The organism is Caballeronia sp. S22 (assembly GCF_964261745.1).
Taxonomy (GTDB): Bacteria; Pseudomonadota; Gammaproteobacteria; order Burkholderiales; family Burkholderiaceae; genus Caballeronia; species Caballeronia jiangsuensis.
The window spans coordinates 2,423,884-2,447,785 of the sequence record NZ_OZ180035.1; the positions used below are offsets into that span (position 1 = coordinate 2,423,884).

Annotated in this window: 13 protein-coding genes and 2 pseudogenes; 6 read left to right on the forward strand and 9 right to left on the reverse strand. The window is 55.2% G+C overall.

The window, feature by feature from the left end; all coding sequences use genetic code 11:
- The first annotated feature begins 751 nt into the window (after positions 1 to 751).
- The 4 genes from ACEN42_RS11470 to ACEN42_RS11485 are packed head-to-tail and all read left to right on the forward strand — an operon-like array spanning position 752 to position 6,186.
- Entirely contained in the window at positions 752 to 1,030 is a 279-nt protein-coding gene (locus tag ACEN42_RS11470; protein ID WP_371879979.1) for a hypothetical protein, read from the forward strand.
- A complete protein-coding gene (locus tag ACEN42_RS11475) occupies positions 1,000 to 2,142 on the forward strand; it encodes a tyrosine-type recombinase/integrase (RefSeq protein WP_371879980.1) in 1,143 nt (380 codons plus the stop codon). Before ACEN42_RS11470 ends, ACEN42_RS11475 begins: the two co-directional genes overlap by 31 nt.
- A complete protein-coding gene (locus ACEN42_RS11480) occupies positions 2,139 to 5,513 on the forward strand; it encodes a hypothetical protein (RefSeq protein ID WP_371879981.1) in 3,375 nt (1,124 codons plus the stop codon). Before ACEN42_RS11475 ends, ACEN42_RS11480 begins: the two co-directional genes overlap by 4 nt.
- A gap of 19 nt (positions 5,514 to 5,532) precedes the next feature.
- Entirely contained in the window at positions 5,533 to 6,186 is a 654-nt protein-coding gene (locus ACEN42_RS11485; RefSeq protein ID WP_371879982.1) for a hypothetical protein, read from the forward strand.
- A 112-nt stretch (positions 6,187 to 6,298) separates the two neighbouring features.
- Here the strand turns inward: ACEN42_RS11485 and ACEN42_RS11490 are convergent, their stop codons facing one another.
- From ACEN42_RS11490 to ACEN42_RS11505, 4 genes are all read right to left on the reverse strand, one after another.
- Positions 6,299 to 12,577 carry a DUF4011 domain-containing protein gene (locus ACEN42_RS11490; protein WP_371879983.1) on the reverse strand — a complete coding sequence of 2,093 codons (6,279 nt, stop codon included), beginning with the start codon at positions 12,575 to 12,577 and terminating at the stop codon, positions 6,299 to 6,301.
- Between the two features lie 478 nt (positions 12,578 to 13,055).
- Positions 13,056 to 13,298: a hypothetical protein gene (locus tag ACEN42_RS11495; RefSeq protein ID WP_371879984.1), complete on the reverse strand. Its 243-nt coding sequence runs from the start codon at positions 13,296 to 13,298 to the stop codon at positions 13,056 to 13,058.
- 18 nt (positions 13,299 to 13,316) lie between these two features.
- Positions 13,317 to 14,564 carry a hypothetical protein gene (locus ACEN42_RS11500; protein WP_371879985.1) on the reverse strand — a complete coding sequence of 416 codons (1,248 nt, stop codon included), beginning with the start codon at positions 14,562 to 14,564 and terminating at the stop codon, positions 13,317 to 13,319.
- Positions 14,565 to 15,014: 450 nt separating this feature from the next.
- On the reverse strand, positions 15,015 to 15,926 hold the full coding sequence (locus ACEN42_RS11505; protein WP_371879986.1) for a hypothetical protein: 912 nt from the start codon (positions 15,924 to 15,926) through the stop codon (positions 15,015 to 15,017).
- A gap of 38 nt (positions 15,927 to 15,964) precedes the next feature.
- Here ACEN42_RS11505 and ACEN42_RS11510 point away from each other — a divergent pair.
- Together ACEN42_RS11510 and istB are read left to right on the forward strand one after the other, a co-directional pair.
- Positions 15,965 to 16,864: pseudogene (locus ACEN42_RS11510) on the forward strand (IS21 family transposase); the annotation flags it as partial.
- A pseudogene (gene istB, locus ACEN42_RS11515) lies at positions 16,861 to 17,629 on the forward strand (IS21-like element helper ATPase IstB). The pseudogenes ACEN42_RS11510 and istB, both read left to right, overlap by 4 nt.
- 368 nt (positions 17,630 to 17,997) lie before the next feature.
- On the opposite strand, the gene ACEN42_RS11520 reads toward istB, so the two are convergent.
- The 5 genes from ACEN42_RS11520 to ACEN42_RS11540 all read right to left on the reverse strand — a co-directional run bounded on the left by ACEN42_RS11520 (position 17,998) and on the right by ACEN42_RS11540 (position 23,818).
- Positions 17,998 to 18,915 carry a DUF2971 domain-containing protein gene (locus ACEN42_RS11520; RefSeq protein WP_371879987.1) on the reverse strand — a complete coding sequence of 306 codons (918 nt, stop codon included), beginning with the start codon at positions 18,913 to 18,915 and terminating at the stop codon, positions 17,998 to 18,000.
- A gap of 940 nt (positions 18,916 to 19,855) precedes the next feature.
- Entirely contained in the window at positions 19,856 to 20,938 is a 1,083-nt protein-coding gene (locus ACEN42_RS11525) for an alpha/beta hydrolase (protein ID WP_371879988.1), read from the reverse strand.
- 384 nt (positions 20,939 to 21,322) lie between these two features.
- A complete protein-coding gene (locus ACEN42_RS11530) occupies positions 21,323 to 21,964 on the reverse strand; it encodes a hypothetical protein (protein ID WP_371879989.1) in 642 nt (213 codons plus the stop codon).
- 46 nt (positions 21,965 to 22,010) lie between these two features.
- Complete coding sequence (locus ACEN42_RS11535; protein ID WP_371881115.1) at positions 22,011 to 23,021, reverse strand: IS30 family transposase; 1,011 nt, start codon at positions 23,019 to 23,021, stop codon at positions 22,011 to 22,013.
- Positions 23,022 to 23,170: 149 nt separating this feature from the next.
- The gene (locus tag ACEN42_RS11540) at positions 23,171 to 23,818 is read right to left on the reverse strand and encodes a hypothetical protein (RefSeq protein WP_371879990.1); all 648 of its coding nucleotides are present in this window, start codon (positions 23,816 to 23,818) and stop codon (positions 23,171 to 23,173) included.
- Between the last annotated feature and the right edge of the window lie 84 nt (positions 23,819 to 23,902).

Genomic DNA, 23,902 nt, shown 5'->3' on the forward strand with positions numbered 1-23,902 from the left:
CTCAATGAACCCGCGTTAGTGCGGGCATGCCATTTACTACAAACGGCGCAGTACATCAACCCTCCTGCTGGCGGCTTCAGCACCGATACAACAGTGAGAACGACTATAGCGTTGTTCTACGCGCAGCCTCATTGATTGACTTCTGCCAAAGGAAACGCTCGAATTTGCCGGCCGTTGCTCGCCTTTGCGACGAGAGTCGCGAAAAATTCGCGCCATGGTTAACTTCGATTTGTGATGCTCCTGACTGGCTCTCGTGCGCCTCGCAGGCAGCCGAAAGCAACGGATTGTCCCTGTCTAAAACTTTAGAAAAGGCACGAGCGACCGTCGTTCTGTCCCAACCCGTGCGCAGGTGCTCAAAACCTTTAGTTCAGAGACGGAGACACTATGGCGCCTTTTTTGAGGCACTATTTGATGCTAATTATGCCGTCGAAAGACAAAGACGCTTGCCTGCAGATATTTTAGATGCGCCTGCTAAACGGTGAGAACCGCTGAGCGCAAATAATCCGAATTTGCAACAACCCATCTAAATTTTTCTGCCAAAATTTTATAAAGCAATCTAAAACTTTCTCTGGCCGGCAATTGCTTGAATTCCTTTGAGCAGGTATCGAAAGATCAAATACAAGAAATTTACGAGAAGTTAGAGACAAGAGGTTCGCGTAGCCGCCCAGCGTCATTCATCTCTCGAAAACCCTTATTTCAATGAAGTCGCTCGAAGCTCAGATTGGTTGCACGTCAATTGCGAGAGCGTGCCATGCTAAAGAACGTCACCCTGACAGTCGACACGTATTTGGGCGCCACAATCTATAAGCTCAAAACTGTGCCTAGCTCGCTGGACCTAGCGTTTTTTGATGCCTTCTCCCAAGATTTATGGACTAAGAGCCTTAATACGCGACGTCGATATTCGTTGGTCGGGGCGAAGTTTGTTGACTTTGCTCTGGAAGTCGTCAAATTGAATCCGAATGAGGATATTCCGGAAAACGTCTTCAAGATGGACATTTCATGTTCCTCGAATACGGAAGCGATGCTTTGAGGAAGAAGCTAGAAATAGATGTACTGAAACATCCTGAATTCAACTGGCTTCTTAACGTCACACGTACAATATATCAAAAGCCGCTTCAGCCAAACAGTTTCAACAATATCTATCCGGCACTTCGAAGTCTAATAGACCACATTGAAGTCGGAGTCGAGGAGAGTCGCGTAATTTTCGACCTCGCCGCCGTTTCGCCGCGTTATGCGTCGATAGCGGACGCCACAAATCCGATCTTCTCCCTCGGTCCTCAGCAACCTGCCAAATTGAGCCCCGAGGACGCAAAAGCACACAGTGTCCTTGGACAGGTCATGCGAAAAGCGCGCCACCCCAAGCGCAAAAGGAACATCGGCTCCAGAAACAAGGAGACTCAATCGGATGTGAAAAACCTCCCCTTCCCGAAAACGCTTCTTGCGTCTGTAGTCCAACAGGCGACGAACCCGCGAGACGCATTTCTTTGGCTCTTACTTGCAGCCGCAGGCCTGCGTCCCCACGAAGGACTCAACACCCTGTGGGAAGACTTCGATTTCGAGACTGGGCGATTCTATGTCCTTGACCCTAAGAAGCGTCGGCTAGGGCGTGACATGACCAATCAGGAGCGGCTGCGATTTAAGGGACGCGAGGTATCGGTCACATTCCTGATTCCCGACCTCATCATGCCGCTCTACCGTGCGATGCAGGAATATCACTCTACTTGCTTTGTTCCTTACGTCGACAGCAATGCTCCAAACTTCATCTTCCAATACGTCGAGAGAGCACGACGTGGAGAGCCGTATTTACACGTGAGTGCCAAGGCTCTCAACGATCAGTTCAAGGCGGCAGTCAAGCGCGCAGGAGTTTCACCACCGCGGGGCGGCACGCGATCCGCGTGGACGATCTACTCGCTCAGACATATGTACGGCGACTTCCTTCTCAATGATATTGAAATCGATTCTGAAACCGGCGAGAAGGGCCTACCACTGGCGGATGTGCAAACAGCGATGGGTCACGCAAAGATTACCTCGACGAGGGTCTATGCGAGAACCAGGCGAGACAAAGTCGAACAACGACTTGAAGCGGCTGATCAACTGATTTTTCCCCAACGGCTAGATCAGATTCCAGGAGAAAAGCTGTGATTAACCTAACCGACTCCCTGATGCTGACAAAAAAGAAGTTGGGTCCACGCGCGATTGCACGAGCAATTGACCAGGCTTGCGACGCCTCGGAGCGGCAACTCAAGGACACGTCACTTTGGTGGTTGAAGCCGCATAGAACACGCGCGTTAAGCAGGTTCTTAGGCAAGAAGGCCCGTCATCAGCAACGCTCCCTCGATATTGAATTCCTTCACAACGCTCTAACCTTTGTCGCGGCGAAGCCCGAGGACAAGGATGTTCGAGCGTTCTTCCCATACTCCAGCGGCGCTCGCCCTGCCGGAACGGCGTTCCCATATGTTGTTAGGGGTCTGAAGCATACCCTGCTCCTGCTCTGGAACGACGGCTATATTCTTCTCCCAACGACGTTTCTACTCGGTCCCAATCTGCCTGCGATAGAACTAACTCGACCGATCCTAAAAGAGTCGATAATCGACGGGCATCGCAAGTCTGAGTACATTCAGCACATCCTGCGTGCGTCCGATTGGCAACGCGTCGAGGACATCAGCGTCAGTGAAGCAGCAGACTTCTTGCGCGCGGTAACGCACACAAGACACGGCACGTACGAATATGACTTCACTGGTTCTCCGGTGCCGGTACTCTGGTACCTCTCCGAAACACTTCGGAAATTCCCTGCGCGCGTCTCGTACGAAAGCAAGGACTTGGTGTCGTTTTCCAATTGGTCGACTCGATTCCAAGATATTGTTTCGTTCGATGAGTACCTCGCAGACCAGGCCAACGCTGAAGAGCAACTCCGCGAACTACACTCGCTAGAGAAGATGTCGGGTCGCAGGACATACATGAAGCGCAAATCGGCAATCAAGACAGTATCGCTTTCATCTGATATTCCGGAGGACTCCACCCCGATCGATCGCAACAATGCTATCGTGAAGTTCATCAGGGAAATGCGGACCGCGAAGCAGCACAGCGTCGACTGGGAAAACGGCCCTCTGCTTTTCTCAGGCCGTGAACACGTGAAAATCGACCTTAGCGTGCTCGCACCCTGGCTCAAAAGCTTTTCGAGCTACCTTTACTACAGGAAGGAAACAGAGGGAATTCAGAGACTCAATAACGAAATTCAGACCCGAAGCATCCTCTTCGAATATCTATTCTGCTACCTGCCTTGGTGGCAGGAAGCCTTTTCGAACTTAACCATTACCATTCCTTCAAAACCCAACGATTTTACGACATTTCCATATTTATCGTCTCAGACGATTCCGGGAGGCACGAATATTGAACTGTTTCCAATGCCAATCCGCGAGTTCATAATTGCCCTCAGAAGCGCATCGAGTACCCGAAACGCGATCATGCGTTGTTTGGCAGGCTATTTTGAGTATGTTTCGGAGTTCCTTTGTGATGACAAGTCGGTCTGTGACGGACCATTCAAGAATCCTGTCATCTGGAAACTGCATAAATTTCCAGAGCCGCGCCCAAGTCAAACGACGAAAGTAACGTTCCCAGTCGACATTGAGGGACATCTTACGATGTATGGGTACGCGGTTGAATCATTCGGTGAATATCTGCAGCAGCGGGCGCTCGACCCGACGGACAAGCTCGATAAAAGCGTCTGCAGTAGAAGCGGCGGACCATACGATGCGAATTCGCTTGGTTTTGTACCCTTCTATTTCTACCGGGGCGACACGTATCCGATTTTTGAAGTTCCTCGGGTTTTTACCTGGTCACACCGTTCAGTGAACGTGAAAGACCTAGTAGCAACACGAGAGGTTGCTCACCTGACAGCCTTGCGCCTTTGTCTCGTCGGAAACGAGGCCGGGCAACGTTTGCAAACGCATCAATGGCTTCCCGTCTATCTATGGGATGAGAACAATTCACGCGAACCGCATGACCATTTGTTTGCGTTCAGGCCCACTGGTAGGTACGTGTACGACATTACCTTGAACACTGACAAGACTAGGACGTCCCCCTGGCCGTCGCTGATTGTGTATCGCGCTCGCGCGATGTTACTTCGAGAAGAATACTTTCAGACCTTAGTTTGTACGGACTCGTCAACCGTGCCAGTCCCGTATGAGGGACGAGAGAATAGTCCATTTGACGATATCGTGCCACTTTTTCAGGGCATTGGAACCGGCAAGCCTATCTCTGACGGCTTGTATCACGATGTCTGGAAGGAATTGTTGTTCGAGTTTCAACGCTACTACCGCAGAATCTCTCACGACTATGACATCTCCTTTGTTTACATAAAGATCCCGCCGAAACCCGTGAGCGTCAAGCAGTACAAGGAAAGTGAAGGGTCCAAGTATTGCGAGATCAACTACCTAGCAATCCAAACGCCACATGCCTGCCGCGCCACGTTCATAACGACGCGACAGGGTTTACTGGAAACGAGCGAAATTTCTGAGGTCGTCGGGCATCGAGACACAATTGTCACGGATTACTACACGAAACCGGCGCGACGTGACATGGCAAAACGGTTCGCCTCAGCTGATCACGCTTTGCTCAGAGATTTTCTACCACTTGACCAAGACTGCTCCATTCGGCCCGATAAGCCAAACAGCGGTCTGGTCAAGGCATTCAAGCTTGATAGAAAAGAGACCTATCGGACGTTTGGCTTCATGGCACCTTTCGTTACCTGGGGACTGGACCAACTCCAGGACGTCGCTAACGAAGCGGTCGAACTTCTGCAAGAGGGACCAATGAATCAAATAATCTTCCATGCGACGCACATCTGTCCAGTTGGAGACCAGTGCCCTAAGGAAGTAGTTGACGCGTTCGGTGAGAAATATAGATGCGGGCTTTGTCCACTTGCCATGAAATGTGTCGACCATCAACCCGGGATTTCGGCCAAATCGAACCTGCTCCTTGAACAGATTCGATTTGCAACCAAAAAAATTGACACAATGCGTAAGGCAGGCGAGCCCGCAGAAGCGGTCAACCGTCTTTGGCTCGCTCGCGTGACCGATACCAACGAGTACCTTGCGTGGCGCTACGCTAACGAGACACTTGACAAGATTCGAAGCGAACTAGCGCAGCCGGACAACGATAAGAGCAGCTATATCGTTGGGCAGCCAGACATTGTGAAGTTGCATCTTAGCCGGGTCACCAAAGACGTGAGTCTTTCGGAGAATCTGGTCACAAGAATTCTCGAATCAAATATCTATCCGTCCTTTTCGTCGGAGGCGTTGGATGCGAAAGCCAACTTACTGAAGCGTCGGCTGCTTTCAGGAAACTTCACTGTCGAAGCCGTCAATGGATCGAACGATGCCAACGCCATCGATTCAGTGGCTTCGTTGCTTCGTAGCATCGCTCGCGAGTTACCTGACCAGCTCGAGACAATCCTCTCAACCGTCTTTCAAGATTCCGCCAAGGCTCCGGAGCTAGAATGGGAAACCAAATAGCGCGAAGAATCTGGACCTCGTGAATGAACCGCGGAGGCAGAAAAACATCGGGGAAATACAGGCGGCGCTGGATTCGTTGACGCGACGAGGGGCCAAGTTCTCTCACTACGGCAAGCTCGTCGCAGAAGTTTCAGCAATCACTGGCATCCATCGAACCAATCTATCTCCGCGTCGAAACAAGACGTACGCCGGGATGATGCTGCTTCACTTCATCAGCCAAGATGGCGACTCGGAGGAACTCTCTCCCGACGGCGCTCCTGCTCCAGCGCTTCTGCTAAAGATCAGGCAGCTTGAGATCGACAAGCGCACACTCAAACGCGAATTGGACGAGACTCGACGCGGGCTTCGTCACGCATTGCGACAAAACACTGGTGCGGTGAGCGTCGGGACTGACGGGCAGGACGAAACAGGCGAACGAGCGACGGAGATAGACTATGTCAACCTGTGCATGTTGCTCACGTTGATTGTTGACCGATTCGAAGGCATCCTCGCCTTAGACTTCAAGTCGAAGACGGTGATTGACGAGTCCGCATCGCCTGACCAGCGCATCATCGCAGGGCCGCCGCGGACGATCAAATTCTTCAAATGGGCTGCCGGACATCGGTCTAACATCGAGTCACTGCGTGTTATTCAGTCGCTTGTCGATCCAACCCGGCGATTTCGCAACCAGTAGCGCTGGTTTCCGGTGCCAACACCACGGCTCTCTGCTTGCTCAGGACAGCAATGGGGAAAGTCACGCTTGCTTGGAAGGTTACTCCTTGCAAGCGGAACACAAGCGACTCGGACTACGTCAGCAACTCCGCCTGACGCTGAATTGCGAGCACGCGAACCTTACGTGGTTTCAACCCCGATGCCTGCAAGGTGCCAACCTCGCCTTGCCCGAGGCCTAATAGAGCTTGAGCTAGCGGCGACTTTTCATTGATGATTGCCATACGGGCATTCCCTTCGCTGTCCACGATTAGGACGCTATGTCGTTCCGATGAGTCGTCGACCAAGCAATACGTCACCCTGTCGCCAATTTCCACTACTATGTCAGTAGCGTCGCCGGCGCCCTGCTCTATTATTTCAGTTGCTTCCGTCGCGTCGTCATCGTCAGTCTTCCAATCTGCGTTGGTTTCCTCCTCTGCGCCAGCCAACGCCTCCCTCTCGCTGATGTGGCGACGCTCTTCGAGGAACGCACGCAATCGATGAGTTGCTTGTCGAGGATCATGGAACCAGTCAGTGGACCAGATTCGGTAGATTCGTCCTCTCCACCCGAGAGATTCCAAGATGTCTTGGCGAATTCGGTCTCGATCCCGCACAGAGATACCACTGTGATAGGTAGCCCCATCACACTCGATTGCCGCCAAAAATTCGCCTGGCCGGTCTGGATTACGGACAGCGATATCTATGAAGTACCCTGCCACGCCCAGTTGCGGCTTGACTTCGTAGCCTAACGACGCGATGACGTTCGCCACCGACACTTCGAAATCGCTGTCCGGGTCGCGCATGCCTGCGTCCGTGGTCACAAGCACCCCACGCTTCGCGAAGTCCAAGTAATCACGAAGCGCGCGGGTTCCAAGGGGACTCTTTTCATCGATGATGATGTCCTCTGGCGCCATGGATGTGAACAACTCAATCCGTCGCTTGGAACGCGTGAATAGCACGTTGAGTCGACGCCATCCGGCAGCTCGGCTGATGGGGCCAAAGTTCTGTCTGACTTTGTCGGTCCCTGCAGCTTTGCCGAAAGTCGTCGAGATGAAGATGACGTCTCGCTCGTCACCTTGCACGTTTTCGAGGTTTTTTACAAAAAACGGCCATCCAGCGGACGCCCATTTATCGACGAACTCAGCACCCTCATCAAAGGATTTCAGCTTCTTCTCCAGCAGTTCTTCGATGAGTTCCCGCTGCGTCTGGTTCAGCGTTACAACCCCCAGCGACTCCTCGGGATGCTTAAGCATATGCTGGAGTACCGCATCAACGACTCGCTGAGCTTCGGGCAGGTTCTGACGGTCCTGGTAGACGCCATTTCGAACGTGACGGTACTTAACTCCGAGCCTGCCGTTGTTTGCATAGGGCGAAGGAAAGACAACTAGATTCTTGTAGAAATGGTGGTTCGAAAACGCTATCAGAGACTCATGCTGCGAGCGGTAGTGCCAACGCAGGCTACGAACTGGCGTGAACAACTGCTGGCAGATGTCTAGAATACTCTCCATACCCGTGGTAGCAGCCGACGCGTCTTCGTCGTCGTCGTCGATCGAGTCCACCATTCGGTCAAAGAAGTTGGTCGGAGGCAATTGCTTGGGGTCGCCGACCACTACGAGTTGTGCCCCCCGGGCGATTGCGCCGAGCGCTTCTTCCGGCCTCAACTGCGATGCTTCATCCATGACCACGAGGTCAAATTCCAAGGCTCCCTGCTCAAGGTATTGCGCGACTGACAACGGGCCCATCATGAAGCAAGGCTTGAGCTGCTGTAACGCGCGTCCTGCTCGTTTCAAGAGTTGACGAATTGGAATGTGACGACGTTGCTTGTTTATCTCGCGTCGGAGGAGCTGCATCTCGGTGAAGTCACCTGCCGTCGTTCCGCGTTGTCCTTCCGGCACGCGTGTATTTCTCGAGATTTTTGCGGCGAAATCTTTTCCTGCGAGAGACACAATCTCGGCGTCAAGCGAACGGAATCCTTCACGGACCAATGAGTGCGCATCCCCGTCGAAATTGGACAGTTCCCCATGCGACTGATAGATGGTCCGCCCAATCGATTCAAACGACGCCAGCTCAAACGCCGGCGCGATTATTGAAGGGTCAATTTTTCCGCTTTCCATCGCTTCGACAAATATCTCTAGCCCGTCCCTCAGAGCGAGCTTCCGGAAAGCCAGATACTTCGACCACGACATAAGCGCGCCCGGTGACTGCCCGACCGACTCAAGCCTCGTCCTGAGCATACTCGGTGTCAACGTAGAGTCGCCCGCTGGCAGGTCCAGCCAGTCGGTCCACACAAAGCTCCCGTAGGAAGAAAGCCTGAGCATCGCGTCTTGAGCCTCTTGCACCTTCTGTGTGATCGTTCCGTAAAGCCGACGCGCACGCTCCAGCGCCTCGGGTGCCCGTATCGACAAAAGGTGTGTCCGGACTTCCGCGGGAAGGTGCGCTGCAGCGACTCTCGAACCCCATGCATGTGTCTCAAATAGCCTACTAAGGTCGACCGACTCTCCAATGAAGTCCGGCCCAAGGAGGTCGATGACTTCGGTCGACGCCGCGAGCTCGGCCAATATCTTGTGGCCACGATTGCCCGTTTCGGCAGCGTCCAAGAAAGCCGATAGGGTGGCGTCGGTTTTGCAAGTGGGAACAATCGACACGAGCACGTCTTCCGCGGTACGAACCACTTCGCGGCAACGAGCAACCACTTCAGCCCACGACACAGACTCATCGTGCCGCGGCATCGTTCCAACCGCCGACCAAGCAAACTCCAGCTCCCTCTTGCGCGCAATGAACGAGGCTGCCGCCGAAATGGGAACTGAGTCACACGCGTACTCAACTGCAACGCTGGCGAGTTCGGCTGCCTTTCGGATACGCTCAGACACGTCCAGTAGCTCGTTCGGCCATCTCCCGTCCTTGAGCTGGACCATTGGCCGAAGCTCGCTTCCAGCCGCATCTTGAAGACGTTGCTGGCCGGAAGAAAGAAGCGCGAACTCCGGAGCAAGCTCATCGAGTTCAAGCTTTGCTGCGAGGCGCTCCGCCCCTTCCTTCGGCGACAGCGAGAGTTCAATCCGGCTACGAAAGAATTCAATGACTGCCTCGATGTTCGAGCGAGCGCTTCGTAACACGCTTAGTCCGTCTTCCCAATTTTTCTCCCGCGCAGCTGCGAAAGGAAACTCCAAGCTCTCGAGAAGGCGCCCGACGGCAAAGTTACTCCCTCGGAGTTTAGACAGGTCTTGAGACAGGGTATCTGACTTAGCCGCGACTTCGAGAATGCGGTCGGCCGGGACGGTCGTCAGATTAACCTTATCGACAAGTCCCGGGCACTTCAGCATCAAGGTACGTGATGCGCTATACCAAGCGGCCAGATTGTCGATTTTCGACACGTCTGTATCCAGCCCGCGGAACAATGGGCCGAACCAATCCTTGAGCTCAGAATCTTCTTCGAAGGTCTCTTTCGCGTCGTGCCATGCGAGCAGCTTCGCAAGTTCATCAGCGCGCTGGCGTGCAGAAAGTTTCCGCTTCTCGCGAGAGAGTACAGAGTGCAGCTTGCGCGCTTTTCGCCACTTACCATCCAACAGCCCTCCGAGACCGTCCTTCTGCCGAAGCACCGACACGGCGGCCCTGACGTCATCGATTGGGGGAACGCTATCTATGTAGAAGAGACCCTCAAGGGCCAAGCGCTCAGTCGACTCAGTGGATATTGCCGACTTCATCTTCACTAGGAAATCTTCCGTCTTCGACTGCCCAAGCGATGCGGCACGAGAGTCAAGCAAATTTGCCGGCGCTGACGAAGCCACGCGCAGTAACGTGTCAGCTTCTGAAAGTGACTCCTCTGTCCAGTGGAAAGACAAACCGAGTCGTTCGACCGCAAATGAGGCGCGTCCCAGTGCGTCTGCAAACTCCGCAGTCACGAGCTCTAGACCCTTTGCAACGTTGCTCAGTTGAACGAGCGCTGTGCCACCAAAAGAGCAGCGGGCCAAATCCGCTGCCTTTGAAACCACGTCTTGGTTGATGACTTGCCCTGAAACTATCCCAGGAATTCCCGTGGGTCCGGCGAGACGGGCCACGGCTTGCGGAGTGGCATCGAATTTAATTTGCCGCCGGTCCGCGAAAGACTGAACACGAGCAAGCGCCCCTGAGACTGACGCAACGATTGCAGCTACTGCCGCAACGCGCATTCGTATCATTTCCGGCGTGCATCGACTTAGAAGTTCGAACTCAGCCGTTTCCGTCAAGCGAAGGAACGCGTCCAGCGCTTGCTGACTTGTCGCCTTGTAAGGTGCATCCGCTGCGCGCGACGCGGACTCGAATGCAGCTAGCGCAAGTTCGAGGCCAAGCACAATTGCTTGAATGTCGCTTAGCTTCTTTCCGCCTAGGTTGCTATCAAGGTTTGCCAGTTCAATCGATTGGTGGAGTTGTTCAAGGTCGTCAACGCTAAGTCGGACGCTGTCAGCCAACACATTGGAGGCGGACGACAAGAACGCTCGAGCTTGGGCGACCTGGGACGCAACTTGTTCTAATATCTGCGAGCTATGCGTGCCTTGCGAGTCGGATCCTGCAAACATGCGAGCAACCAAGCTCGCATCCGCGTTCAGCGGGAAATCGGCAATCTCACCGAGAACTCTCGCCGACGCACCAGCTGATACGACATCCGGTTGTTTCGGCAGATGGAAAAAGTCGATTGCCTCGGCGGCGGCCTCATCTGCGTCTTTCGCATATCGCGACGCTAGATTGACGGTTCGCCAAATCGCTTCTTCGTCCGCCGGCACCAATGCCGCAGGCGTGAAACCCCACCACGGGTGACTATTGTCGAATCGACCTATAGCTTCAAAGAGATTCGCCAGGGACTCGAGACGCGCCATTCGCAGCTGCAGGTCATCTTGCGTCCAGGAAGGTGCATCTGGCACGGCCAACGCGCGAACGTCAGGCACCGCATTTCCCAGTTCTTGCCTGCGTCGCTCGACCGCCCAAAATATCTCGTTCGCCGTCAGCCCAAGGCAGTTCCCAAGGTTACTACCCATAAGCTCCGCATATCGCGCGAGCTGAGTCTTCTGGCGGCTGAGCGTAGCTAGCTTAGACTCAAACTGGTTAGGCGCTGCGAACTTCTGTTCGATTCGAGCTTGAATATCGTCGAGAAGCGTCTTCTTGTGAGTCTTGTGAGAGTGCAGTTCAAGACAAAAATGACCAAGTCCGGCATGACTCAGTCGCTGGCGGACCACTTCGAGTGCCGCGAGCTTCTCAGAGACGAAAAGTACCTTCTTTCCATTTGAGAGAGCCGCAGCAATGATATTCGTGATGGTCTGCGACTTGCCCGTTCCTGGTGGTCCATTCACAACGAGGTTCTTTCCAGCCAGGACATCGATGATGGCGCTGTGCTGTGAAGAGTCAGCGTCGTAGATGAGCTGCTGGCCAGCCTCTGGGCGTTCGTCGATTGGGTAGTCTGGCGCGTGAAGTGCTGCGCCTCCCTCGCTGACGCTCCCTGAAAACACGGCTGAGATGAGTGCGTGCTCGACAAGCGCTGGATTCTTTTTCGTATCGAGGTCAGCCCAAATGGCCAGCTTGCCAAACGAGAGCATACCGAGAGTCAGTTGGCGCCGGACCTTCCAGCGACGCTTTTTCGTGACGGCCGACTCCACCCGAGCAAAGAACTGCCCGACCGCCTCGCCCTCTTCAAATTCTGGCAAAGACAGGACGAAATCTCGGCGCAGCTTTTCCCGAAGTGTGTGGTTCTCCGCCAAGTCCTCGCCATTATGTTGCGCCAAATACCGATAAGTGCGCGTGTCGTGGTCGATCTCACCCTTATTCAGGGTTACGGGCAGAGAAAGCAGTGGGGCCAAAAGTGGCTTCTCGGAGTCTTCACTGTCGTAGAACTCGAGAAAGCCGAAGATGAGAAACAGCATATTGCTGCCCGTTTCCTCAACAGCGGTCTTCGCGTCGCTATTGATTTTTCGAAGCTTCCGTTCGAGGTCCGCCGGGTACAGGAGTGTCTGCATACCGCCCGTCCGCGTGGTTCTCGCTCCGGCTCGCTTGCGCGTTCCCTCAAAGGATACCGACACGCCGATGCGCGGTGCGTGTGTCCGTGGTTCGGGCCGCTTCCCCTCGTAGCTGTCCGGGCTTGGTTCAGCCAGGTATTCGAACGGGACCCCCTTCGACTCGCCACTAAGTCGCTCAAAAAGTTCGTCTAGGTCAGGTTCATCGGCAATTTGAATGGAGCGCGCGGGCGGATGGTTGTAGTTCAACAGTCGGTTCCGCGCGGACAAGTCGAGTAACCGAGTACGAAGTCGCTCAATCGCCTCGCCAACGGTTACCTTGCCCGAAAATAGCTCCGTGTCTGAAACGTTGGCATCGCTCTCTCGGTGCCCCTCGTCATCAATCTTCTTGTTGTGCATTACCCGCCCCGCTACTCGCCTTAAAGGTCGAACATTTGTCCTCATCGTAACTTCTGTCGGCACAAAAGACGAAAACTTTAGGGTGAGGAATCGCACAAATCTCGAACATGACCAACCAATGACCCCCGTCCGAATGCAAGGCCAAAAATTGCTCAGGTTTCGGTAGCGGAAACCCTTCAAGGCGACTGCTGCCGCCCTAAGGCGACCTCGGTAACGCGTTCTGCTGCCGAAAATGCGACAGCGGCGCTAGATGCGAGTGGGACGCGGAGCTTGCGACCTGATGAGTTAGTTCTCGGCCATGCTGGATGTTCAGCATGGCCGAGAACCGCCGAATCAGACTGCGACTGCAGCCCGTCTTCAGCAGAAGTGCAACTCAAAGCGTTCAGTCCCCCTGAAGGGGCGATATCCACAAGGCACCGGGCGACTTAATGTCATACGTGGCCTCCACTCTGCGTCGCAGCGGACACCTGCTCGCTGGTCAAGCCGACGATTGCGCGACACCAGGCGTTACGCCTTCGATGTACGAAACGCCAAGCGCAGTCGCGAGCGTCCGATATTCCTCAGGCAGTTCGCTTTCCAGCACCAACATAACCCGCACCTCCGGCGGGTGCATCGGGAAGTCAATTCTCGCCTGGGCGGCAAGGACAGCCCCGTACTTCACAACTTGATACAGCCCCCGCTCATAGTCTTCCGAGTTCCTGTTTGAGACACGGGATTTCACCTCGACCCCTACCCACACCTAGTCGGACTTGAACATAACGTCAATTTCGTCTCCCGATCTTAAGGCGTATTCTTCTTGCGAAAAGCCGTCCGCGGACGCACCGAAATTTTCCGGATGCTCCAAAACGAAGCGCTTCAGGGCTTTGTGAGCCTCCGATTCGCCATCAGCCCAGCCGCCCGTATCCCCATTGCCTTGACGATGTTCCGACGCCGGCGCGCCTTGCGTAAGGCCAGCGAACCTCAGAACCTCGTTCCAGCGACTGCCAAAAGCGAGGATTCGCTGGTATTCGACCTGTACCTTTGCCCGCTTATCATCGCGAGAGAGTGACTCGTAACCAAGCCAAATATCTCCTACGCCTGAGCTTGGCAGACCGGCATTAGGCCCCGTCGACAGGACTACCACGCTCGTCAGCAACGGGGGGCGCTCGAGCCATTGACTGCTCGCCTTTTCGATGAGCGCCGTTACTCGTCCAAGCACCTTGCCCAGCCCCTTCGCCCAAGGCTTTCCGCCTCGTGCCCTCCGGTCGAGTCGCTCGGCGAGTTGCTTGTAGGTTATAGTCTCCAGCACTCCGTCCTGCTGTTCGAGTACGTGGGCGACAAGCAAACGCAGCGCGATGGGCGCGTATTCGTCGGCCGTCAGATTGCCATCGAACTCTTGGTTTATGACCTCGTTCTCGTTCTCAGCCGAATCCAGTTCTTCGTGGCGCTTGGCGTGAGGTAAGCTGGCGGTACGGTCCACGAGTTCGAAAAGCTTCCCGGGTGCGTTGAAATCGACATCGTCATCGACACCCTGGCTCCGAAACGCGCCAGCGATATCCATTCGCTGCTCAAGGTCCCACAGCTTCGTGCCGATCAATCCTTGTAGCTGGTGCACGCGACCTAAGTAGAAATGCTTGACTTTGCGCTCGCCGCGATCGAGCGCGCCTGGCTGAGGTTCGGCTTCGTAGCCGAACACTGGCAGACGCTCCCTATTCGCCCGGTCAAGGTTATCTCGCGCCACTTTGCCATGACTTATTGCAACCCCTTTCCATTTCCTCGACTTCCCGCCTAGACGCACAAAGTGGCGAAGCCGATTCTCTTGTTCGTCGAATATTCCGACAATACGATCGACCCACAACGTGCAAACTAACGCTTGCTCATCGTGCGTAAACGCGTTCCAAGGCGTATCTATCCGCGCATGGCCAGAGCTTCTCCCATGCGTGTCGTATCCGGTGGTCTTCAACCAGAAATCGTGCGAATTAGCGGTCTCCTCAGCCATCTTTGTCATGTTAAGGTTCTTCTCTTGCTTTCGTAGTTTCTGCAGCAACTAGATTGGATGCTTGGTTAGCGGACAACTACTCACGAGGCCAACGAAGAGCCCCTGCGGCAAGCTCGCTCGTCATGACTCGGATACAGAAAATGCTTTTGTCTTACGGCACTGACCAAAGAAACTTGAGGGTTGTAGGACCAAGGGCCCAAGGGCCCGCGTCTCGACGCGATCTGCGGAAATCGACTCCGAAGAGCCATTCAGCCCAACGTCACATCGATGACGCAGCTCGATCACCGAGAGGAAGGTCGCGAGCGACTTCTGCATAGTGCTTCGGACCGGCGCGCGGTCACAGCTATCTCGCGAAAACAGAGTATGTCGGAAACCTATCGAACGAGAAGCGCGTCGACCACGCCCGCGAGCAGCGACACTAACTGCGCGCCGCGCCGTCGGAAGGCTGCTGGCGCCAAACTAGAATGCGACGTCAACTTCCATAGAGTTCGCCAGATCGGCAAAGTAGATGATCTGCGAAGCGCACACCGCCAACAAATACTCGGTGACTTCGAGCGTCGCCTTGCCACCGTTCGCCCCTCCGTGCCCCACCCCGTCGCCGCCGCTCCGAAACGCATATACACCGTTAAGCGTCTGACAGACGGCCTTCGGAACTGAAATTTCAGTTGTCGATCCAAGCCACTTCACGAGATCGCCCAATGTTGAGGCTTTTGCCATTGGAAAGAGCGCCTTACCTGCGGCTTCCACTGCACACACGGCCTCCTTCACCGCGTTTTCGTAGTCAGGCCGTGTCGGATGACGGAAGAACCGGAGAGATTTATCGAAGTGCTTGCGTGCACTCAAAAGCCGTGAGTCCCAAAGCACAACTTGTGACTTAGCCACCTGTTCCACCGTGTGCTTTCTTCCGCGTCTGCGAACAGTGCCTTCAGTAAACTCATAGGCAAGATCCTCTTCAAGGAAGAGTCTCTGAAGCTCGGTCGCGATATACGTCTGCATATCGCCACGAGACACTTGCACGATGTAGCTGCCGTAGTTGTCCTCGTATCCGATTTCTTGTGGAAGATGACCATGCAAGCGTTCACAGAAGTCATAGAGTTTTTCCCAAGCGAGGCTTTCAAGGGCCGATTCGGCGTCGACTGTGGCTTGTTTAAGACTCGGTACGTGAGAAGACGAATATTCGACAACAGAAAATCTGCCGATCCGATGCAATTCACGCGCGACCACTGTCCAGTCGGGCAGGTAACGACGCTCAATGAGGTCAAATAGCAAATGCAGCAGTCCGCTTCGCGCCGAAGTGGGAAAGTCGGCGTCGATCTGCCTGTGCTGTCCTCTGGCCCGGGCAGAAAATGGAGGTGGGGACGAAGATGTCATGGGTTCGCAGTCGAATCCTATTGTCGTGTGGCTTTGGATCGCGAAGGCTTGAGCATTACGGCGTCGTCGCCGACCCTGCTCGCGTACGAGACCCGAATCGAAAGGGCACCGTAGAGAACGCGATCCAACATACGCAGAACACCGCGCTCACCGGCCGGCGTTTCGAATCACTTGAAGCTCAGAACGAATTCCTTATGCATTGGGAGGAGAGCTGGGCAGCCAGGCGCATCCACGGCAGAGCGGGGCGGCAGGTCGAAGCGATGTTCCAGGAGGAGAAGCCACATCTCCGGTCGCTGCCGGCCACCGCGTTCCGCTACTTCACCGAAGTCGTACGCACCGTCGGGGACGACACCACAGTGAGTGTCGAGCGCAGCAACTATGCGGCACGGCCTGCACCCATCGGCAGCCTCGTCAGCGTGCGCGTCTACGACACCACGATCGAGATCCGCGACCGTCGCACTCAGGAGCTGCTGCGCACCCATCCACGCCACACGCGGCCCGGTTCACTCGAACTGCCCGAGAACGAGCGACCGTTCAATCCGTCGCGCCAGACGAGCCTGGCGCTCGCTAGCGCCGGCGACATCGGCCCACAAACGAAGGCACTTTGCCAGCATCTGTTTGACGCCGAAGGACGCGTCGGGCATCGCGGCATGTGGGGCATCGTCGCGCTGGCGAAGAAGTATCCCGCCTGGCTCGTCGAGCAGGCCTGCGACCACGCGCTGCATCATCACCTGTATCGCTACCGGCAGGTGCGCGCCGTTGTCGAACGGCTGTTCGAACAGGCACTTGAGCGCCTCGATCGGGCGCCGCAACTCGCCTTGCCGCTCACCCAGGAGCACCCGTTGATTCGGCCCGCAACCGAATACAGCGAGCTCTTCGACGCCGGCGCGCAGCACAGCGCCACATCTCGATCCTCCACGACGGGAGAAACCGTATGACCACCACCTTACCGGACATCGAACGCGCGCTGAGGCTATTGCGTCTATCAGGCGTACGCAACACGCTCGAGACACGCGTGCTGCAGGCCCAAGGGAGCCAGCAACCATTTCTGGAGACCTTCGCGCTGATTCTGCAGGACGAACTCGACCGGCGACAGTCGTGCCTCATCGAGCGTCGCTACTAGCAATCGGGTCTCGAGGAGAGGCTTACCCTGACGGAATTCGACTGGTCGTTCAATCCAAAGCTGCCTCGCCAAGCCTGCTTCCAGCTACACGCACTGAAGTTCATCGCCGCTGGCGAAAACGGTTTAATTGTCGGCAAGCCTGGCACCGGTAAGTCGCACGTGGCGAAGGCCGTCGCATATCAGGCCGTCCTCCACGGGCACAAGGTGCAGTATCTCGAGACCGATGACTTCTTCAACCGTTATGCGCTGAGTGCGCAGGAACAACGGCAGGCGCGGCTGCGTGCCATTCTCGATTGCGACCTTCGTGCTCGACGCCCTGTTCCTCTCACGTACGATCCCCGACGACGCCGGCGCACTTTTGCAGACCCTGATCCATCAGCGCTACAAGTTGCGTCGAAGCGTGGTGGTCACCTCCAATCGTGTCGTACAGGACTGGGGCGCCTATCTTGGCGACAACACGATGAGCACCACGATCCTTGACCGCCTTATGCATCATTGCCACCTCCTCGAATTCAATGGTCGCAGCTACAGGCTCAAGGAAGCTGCCGAGGCGCTTGCGCAGAAAACGAAAGAAGGCTAAACATCGACGACGTCCTGCATTACGGGGTGGGGGAATTTAGGCGCCCATAAGTGGAGAAGTTTGAACTGCCCGTCCGGGCGATCTTGACGCCAGTCGCCATGCTTCTGTATGAGGCCGTTCTCTTGACGGAAACAATCGTCCAAATGCTTGGCCGCCCTACGCGCGGCGAAGGGCAACTTCTGGCTGGTTCCCGCAAAAGCGACAACGTCAAGCCAGCATGACTTTCGCCGGAGAGCGTGTATAGCGCTTACCACAGGCCTCGCCGCGCCTTCGCGGATCTCCGAATTGCCGCCGGATCACCATAACGCGTCCGACGTTAGGCTCGCGAAAATTCCCCGTCCGCCCGGTGAGACACTAGATGCCGCGGGTTATTTGCTGGACACGTAAGGCACGATGTCTAGCAGGTAGTGGTTGCGATCTAGTTTGGCTTCAAACAGGTCCACCTTCGAAGCGCGTTTGTTCAATAGATCGATGGCGCGGTCTCGATCGTCCTGTGACATCTTGTAGCCAAAGATTACGCCGCTCAGAAGCTCAGGCGAGTAATCGCGCAGGCGCTGCGTGCTCTCAAGGTCAAGGTTGGCGGCGATGTACCGCCACTCGTGCTCGTACTCCCAACCTTTATACTTTGTTAAAAATATTTTCTCGAACTGTTCTTCATGGTTCGAGTCGTCGAAAAAATCGACCACGGGATAATCTTCACCATAGTTCACACGCTCGACACCTGCCAGGAAGTCGCCCGTTCTGAACTTCAAGCACATACCAGCGTGCCTGTCGCCGTAGTGATAGAACATGACAGGATCCCGGTGACGTTCAGACAGGCACAAGACACCAATACTTTGAAGGGCCTCCGTGAGTGCGACATCAGCCTCTGCTTCGAAGTGGGAATCAATATCTTGCCGCGTTCGCGAATATTCGGCTGCTAGGCTTTTAAGTTCGTCGCCTTTCGCGTGCGGATGATCTCGTTTGACCATACGGAAAATTGTAACCTGACGGAATTTCTCGCGTGCCTCTGCAGTTCCACTGCTGAATCGAAATCCGGGCTTACAATCCATCGGGTCGTTAAATGACGAAGGCGCTGCGAGCCACAGCTGTGGTTTGGTAAGTAGCGCATCAAGTTGTCGTTGCCTCGCTGGGTTATCTGGTGGTGCCCGCAGAGCCGTGTACTTGTACAGATATTCCGGTCTGCACCCTACCGTGTACTTGTACAGATATTCCGGTCTGCACCCTATATCATCAGCCGGACTCGTTGATTTCGGTCGGTTCTTGTGCCGATACCTCTGTTTCATCGATTCACCTTTCTCAGCATCGACAGTGCTTACCTTTCGATCGATAGTAGCATCACGAGCGTCACGCCTGGTCGACCTGCTCGCTCGCCTTCTTGGGATGGCTGCGCCGCTACCCAAGGAATTGAGCGACTCGTGAACTTCGCGTCGTCATCTCTATCGGCCAACTGAAATGGGTGACAGGTTCTGTGCTCCCGTCGGAACAAAGAAGCAGCGACTCTAACAATCGCAGGCAGACGGTTGATTTCCCAAAGGTCGACCGCATATTCGGCGCGAAGCTGGCAAAAAAGCCGTCGTGTCGGCGGGTAGACAGCATCAAACGTGACGGACCCTGTCGAACCCGGAAAATGGCATGCGGAGCAGTACCCATCCGCCCCAGCGACAGCACTTCGATTTGTCCACTCAACACTTTTCTCCCATTCGGCACTTGCTCAGCCGCACGTCCTTCTCTAACAGAATGCCATTGAGTTGGTGCGCCACAACACGGAAGGTTCAGCGGCAACGTCGAAGTTGCCGAGAGAATGATCGACGCGAACATAAGCTTCAGGCGATGCAAAGGAATGCGCGACCGCTCCAGGCGGAAGGCTCAACAAAGCCAAAGCAAAGCGCCTTGCGCGGCAAACCCGATGAACAGCAGGCTTAGCGCAAGTAACGACATGGTGCGGTAGAGAGGTTTCTTGCGCCCCGCCGCATCCTCAAGGTCGGCGATTTTTGTTCCGTCTGCTAGGACAGTCTCCCGGCTTAAAGAGGCCCCGAATGATTCTTCGCTCCTGGCTAAGGGTACCCGAAGAACAATGCCATGAGCGTCTCAACCATGTTCGCAAGCAAGCCTATGGAATTGAGGGAATCCGCCATCATATGTGTGCGTCGGCAATTGGAAAGACCAATATCATATTACGGTCGGCATGGCCGACGCGCACCAAGCATCTGTCAGGCTCTCAATTCATTCGGCCGTAGACGCCTTGACCACAACCGGACTGTCCGTTTTGCATAGAACCTTGCCCGCGTCTAGAGGCGGCCCAGCAATCCAATAGCCGCCGACCCGATACTGCCATCCTTTGCCTGATCGTGCAGGCTTGTTCTTCAGGATGAGGCTCTTAATGTCGCTCAGCATCGGAACTGTTTCAGCAAAATACGCGTGGTAAGGAAACGACTCCCGCTCCGTGGATACAATATTGTCAATGCCTGGGATGACGACTTGGGGTGCCGTGCCGCAGCCAGCACGTGGAGCGTCGTGCACTCTGACAGACTGTCTAACCGCAAAGTCGTACGGCGATAGATAAACCGTCGTCCGGTCAGACACGTCAAGGTAGTTTGGACCCAACTGCGCGAAGACGTCACGGTCAACGTCCGCTGCAGCGAGAATTATCTGGCCGAACTTCACGCCTTGTTGCCGGAAGGTGGCCACGCCGATCGACACGACTCTCAACAAAGCTCGGTTGCCCATGCTGTGGGCAACCAGATGAATCTTCCGCCCATTAGCAATCTTTATCACAGTTTCAAGGTATTGACGCAAATAAATCTCACTTGCATCAATCGTCGCTTCGTCATATGTGTAGTCTGGGATGGAACCCCGCGACGCCCAAGAGAACAAGAACATGTTGTTCGGTGGCACTCCAAGGTCGACACCAAGCTGAGCAGCACGTTTAGCAGCTGCTTCAAAAGAGTTGTTGTAACCGTGTATGAACACAACCAAATAACTATCTTGAGGATTTGTGGCTGGAGCAATCGCGCCCCGAGCGAAGTCGATAAATGCTGACTTGTTTGATGACACCTGCACCCTCACAACTTTTAGCTCCGGGTCGGAGGCTAACCCCCAGTTTCCAAATAGCGAGTCCCCTAACGACCCAACCTCGTGGCCCGCTGGAACTTCAACGGATACCTGCCCGTAGTGAATGACGGAATCGCGCACTTCCGAAAAGCCCACAACCGTGCGGCCGTCGGCGCCGGCAATCGGCTTGCGCGTCGTACCGAACAGGACCGGATATGTTATATCTTGAGCAGTTGGACCCGCCTTCAGGCTCACGTCAGCCGTCTCCGGCAGGTATCCCGTCCCTCCGCCCCCGCCGGCAGTCGGGCCTTGACCTGCCTCTTTCACCAATGGCAAAGCACATGCAGTGAGCAGTAACAAGACCCCTATCCAGAGAGCTAAGTGACGGAACATAAAGAGGGCTCCGCGTTCATCGAGAGGGAATGGAACTCTCAGTAAATAACAGAGCACTCGTAAAACAAGTGAATTCGCTCGCGCAATGATGGGCAGGTCACATATCCGCCAAAATAGGGCAACTCAATCGAGCCTGATTGACTGCGGGAGTCTGGACGCACAGCCCGTCGATTTGGCCAAGGCATGTGTAAAGTCTAGCCATAAGAGAAGCACGGCTCCTTGCGGGGCCGTGCTTTGAAATCAACCTTAGTGCAGCGTCTGGCGGTCGTCGTCGCTCGACAGGTCATCGTCCTCCGTCATCACCTTACCGTCAATCTCCTCATAATGTCGCTTCGTTTGAAGGACCGTGGTACGAACGGCCTTAATCTCGGTCGCGCCGGCGTCTTTGATACCTTGAACTTCAATCAAACCAGCCGCAGCGAGCGCGCTCATTGCTTGCATCATATTCGGTGACGTATTCTGCGAAGCTTCGTTCCAACTGAGATAGAGACTCAGCGGCGGAGTGAAGTCAGCAGACTCGAAGAAACAGGACTGGCCATCGGTGTAAGCAATCGGAATCCGTCCCTGGAGACACCAATCATCAAGCGCGTCGGAAATTTCCTGGTCACTCAAATCACCAAGCCAATACATGAGAAGTCCGCCTCGACGAAACCCAATCTTAAGAGCCAAACCCGCGAGCAACGGGACGACGTCCAACGTCAGGCTCTTCGAAGCACCCTTATCGGATTCGAAATCAAGAACCCCCTCCTTGAGGTTAGCGACCAGTACTGGAGTACCTCCGGGAAATCCGAGTTCGACGTTGCAACTATTCTCTATGTCAGCGACGGTGTGCATTTGAGAGACGGTGTAGTCGCCCGTGTACTCGATGTTGTTCGTTTGATGAGACATGTTAGTTTTCGGATAGGGCGGTTTCAAGCCGAAGTGCAACAAGGGGTTAATGTTTAGCGTCTTGAGGTTGACTTGCTGAGGCGAGCGTGGCGGCGAAGACCTCGAACGGTGAATGAAACGCGTGAGTTGCGCGCGGCCGGTTGTTCAAGCTGTCGGCGATAGCATCGAGTTCGTCTTGTGTGTAGACCGAGAGGTCGGTTCCCTTAGGTAAGTACTGGCGCAACAATCCGTTGGTGTTTTCGCAAGTGCCGCGTTGCCACGGGCTGTGCGGGTCGCAGAAGTACACGCGCACGCCGGTGGCCGCGGCGAGTTCCTGATGGCGCGCGAGTTCCTTGCCCTGGTCATAGGTGAAGCTCTGGCGCAGGGGTTCAGGAATCGAATTGAGTTTGGCCGAGAAGCCCGCCAGAGCTGAGGCGGCCGTAGCATCCTCCATCTTGGCAAGCAACACCAGGCGGCTGGTGCGCTCAACCAGTACGCCAACGGAGGATTGGTTGCCGGCGCCTTTTATAAAGTCGCCTTCCCAGTGTCCAGGCAGCAGGCGGTCTTCGATTTCGGGCGGGCGCACGTGAATACTCACCATCTCGGGAATCTGCCCGCGTCGGTCTGTGCCGCGTGTGCGGGACATACGGGTACTGTGGCCGTGGCGCAGGCAGGCAATCAACTGGCGGCGCAGTTCGCCGCGCGGCTGAGCGTAGATAGCCGTGTAGATGGTTTCGTGCGATACGTGCTGGGTCGGGTCGGTCGGATACATTCGCCTAAGTGTGCCCGATATCTGCTGGGGCGACCACTTCCAGTCCAGCAACGTGAGCACAACCCGCCAGCGAACGCCCTGCGTGCAAAGCTTGGCGGGGCCGCGCCCAGCGCTACGGCGGGCGGCGCATAGTGCTTGAGCTGGCACGGATGCGTAGCCAGCAGGAGAGCTGTTGCGCGTCAGTTCACGGCTCACGGTGGACGGCGAGCGACCGAGCATTCGGGCCATGGCCCGAATGCTCACATCCTGCAGTCGTAGGCTTGCGATGGCGAGGCGTTCTTCAGGTTGAAGATGCTGGTATGAAATAGTTTTGTCGGGCATTGCAACACCTTATACGAGATAGGTGTTGCACCTCGCTTTTGAGGCCGCCTAGATATTCGGTCTCGCAACACTCACCTCACGGAGTGGCTCGGACCGGGTCATGAATGTGTGAGCCTTTACTTCGGCTGCCCCGCTTAGTGAGCAGTTGCGCTTGATTCATTCAGCACAATGAAGGGCTTCGTCGAGCGAGGCTTATCCTTGACTACCGCACGAATGCGTTCTGTCATCAAGGCGCATACCAGAACGCGATTGACCGCAATGCCCGGAAAAAAGGAACGGGCCTCTTGCTTCAGGATGTCGCTTGCTGCCAGCGCACTGATAGCGTCCCACACGTTCGACGAGCCGTTCGTCGTTGCTCCCTTCCGAACCTCTTCGATTTCGCACGGAATCTTAAAATCGATAGTGCCGAACACGGCGCCTTTTTCGCCGCCCGTCGGAATGTTCAAGGCGAATGCCGCTCGCCCGGTCTTGCGCCATGTATCCGTCGCGGCCCAAAGCTCGGGGTCGCTTGCGTCAGCCACCCAGTTGATTTGGCAGGTGCCTGCCTGCATCGTGAGAACCACTAACGGGCCAGACGGAGTATCCACTGTTGCCAGACGGAGCGCCGTTCCTGAATTCGCTTGCGCGACGATTGCGACGAGGTCCTGATGTTCAATCGGAGCACTCAGAACAGGGTAGTTTGACGGCAAAGAACGCGCCATCCGCGCATTTTTGAACTCCTGTGCCGTGTCCAGATTGCCCGCTGCAAAGAAGCCGAAACTTTTTCCAATACCATTTTTCATTCTATGTGCCTCACGTCTATATGTTGATTCCCCGATCCGTTGCCGGATGGGATACGATAAGTGCCTAAAAAGGAGGGAACCATG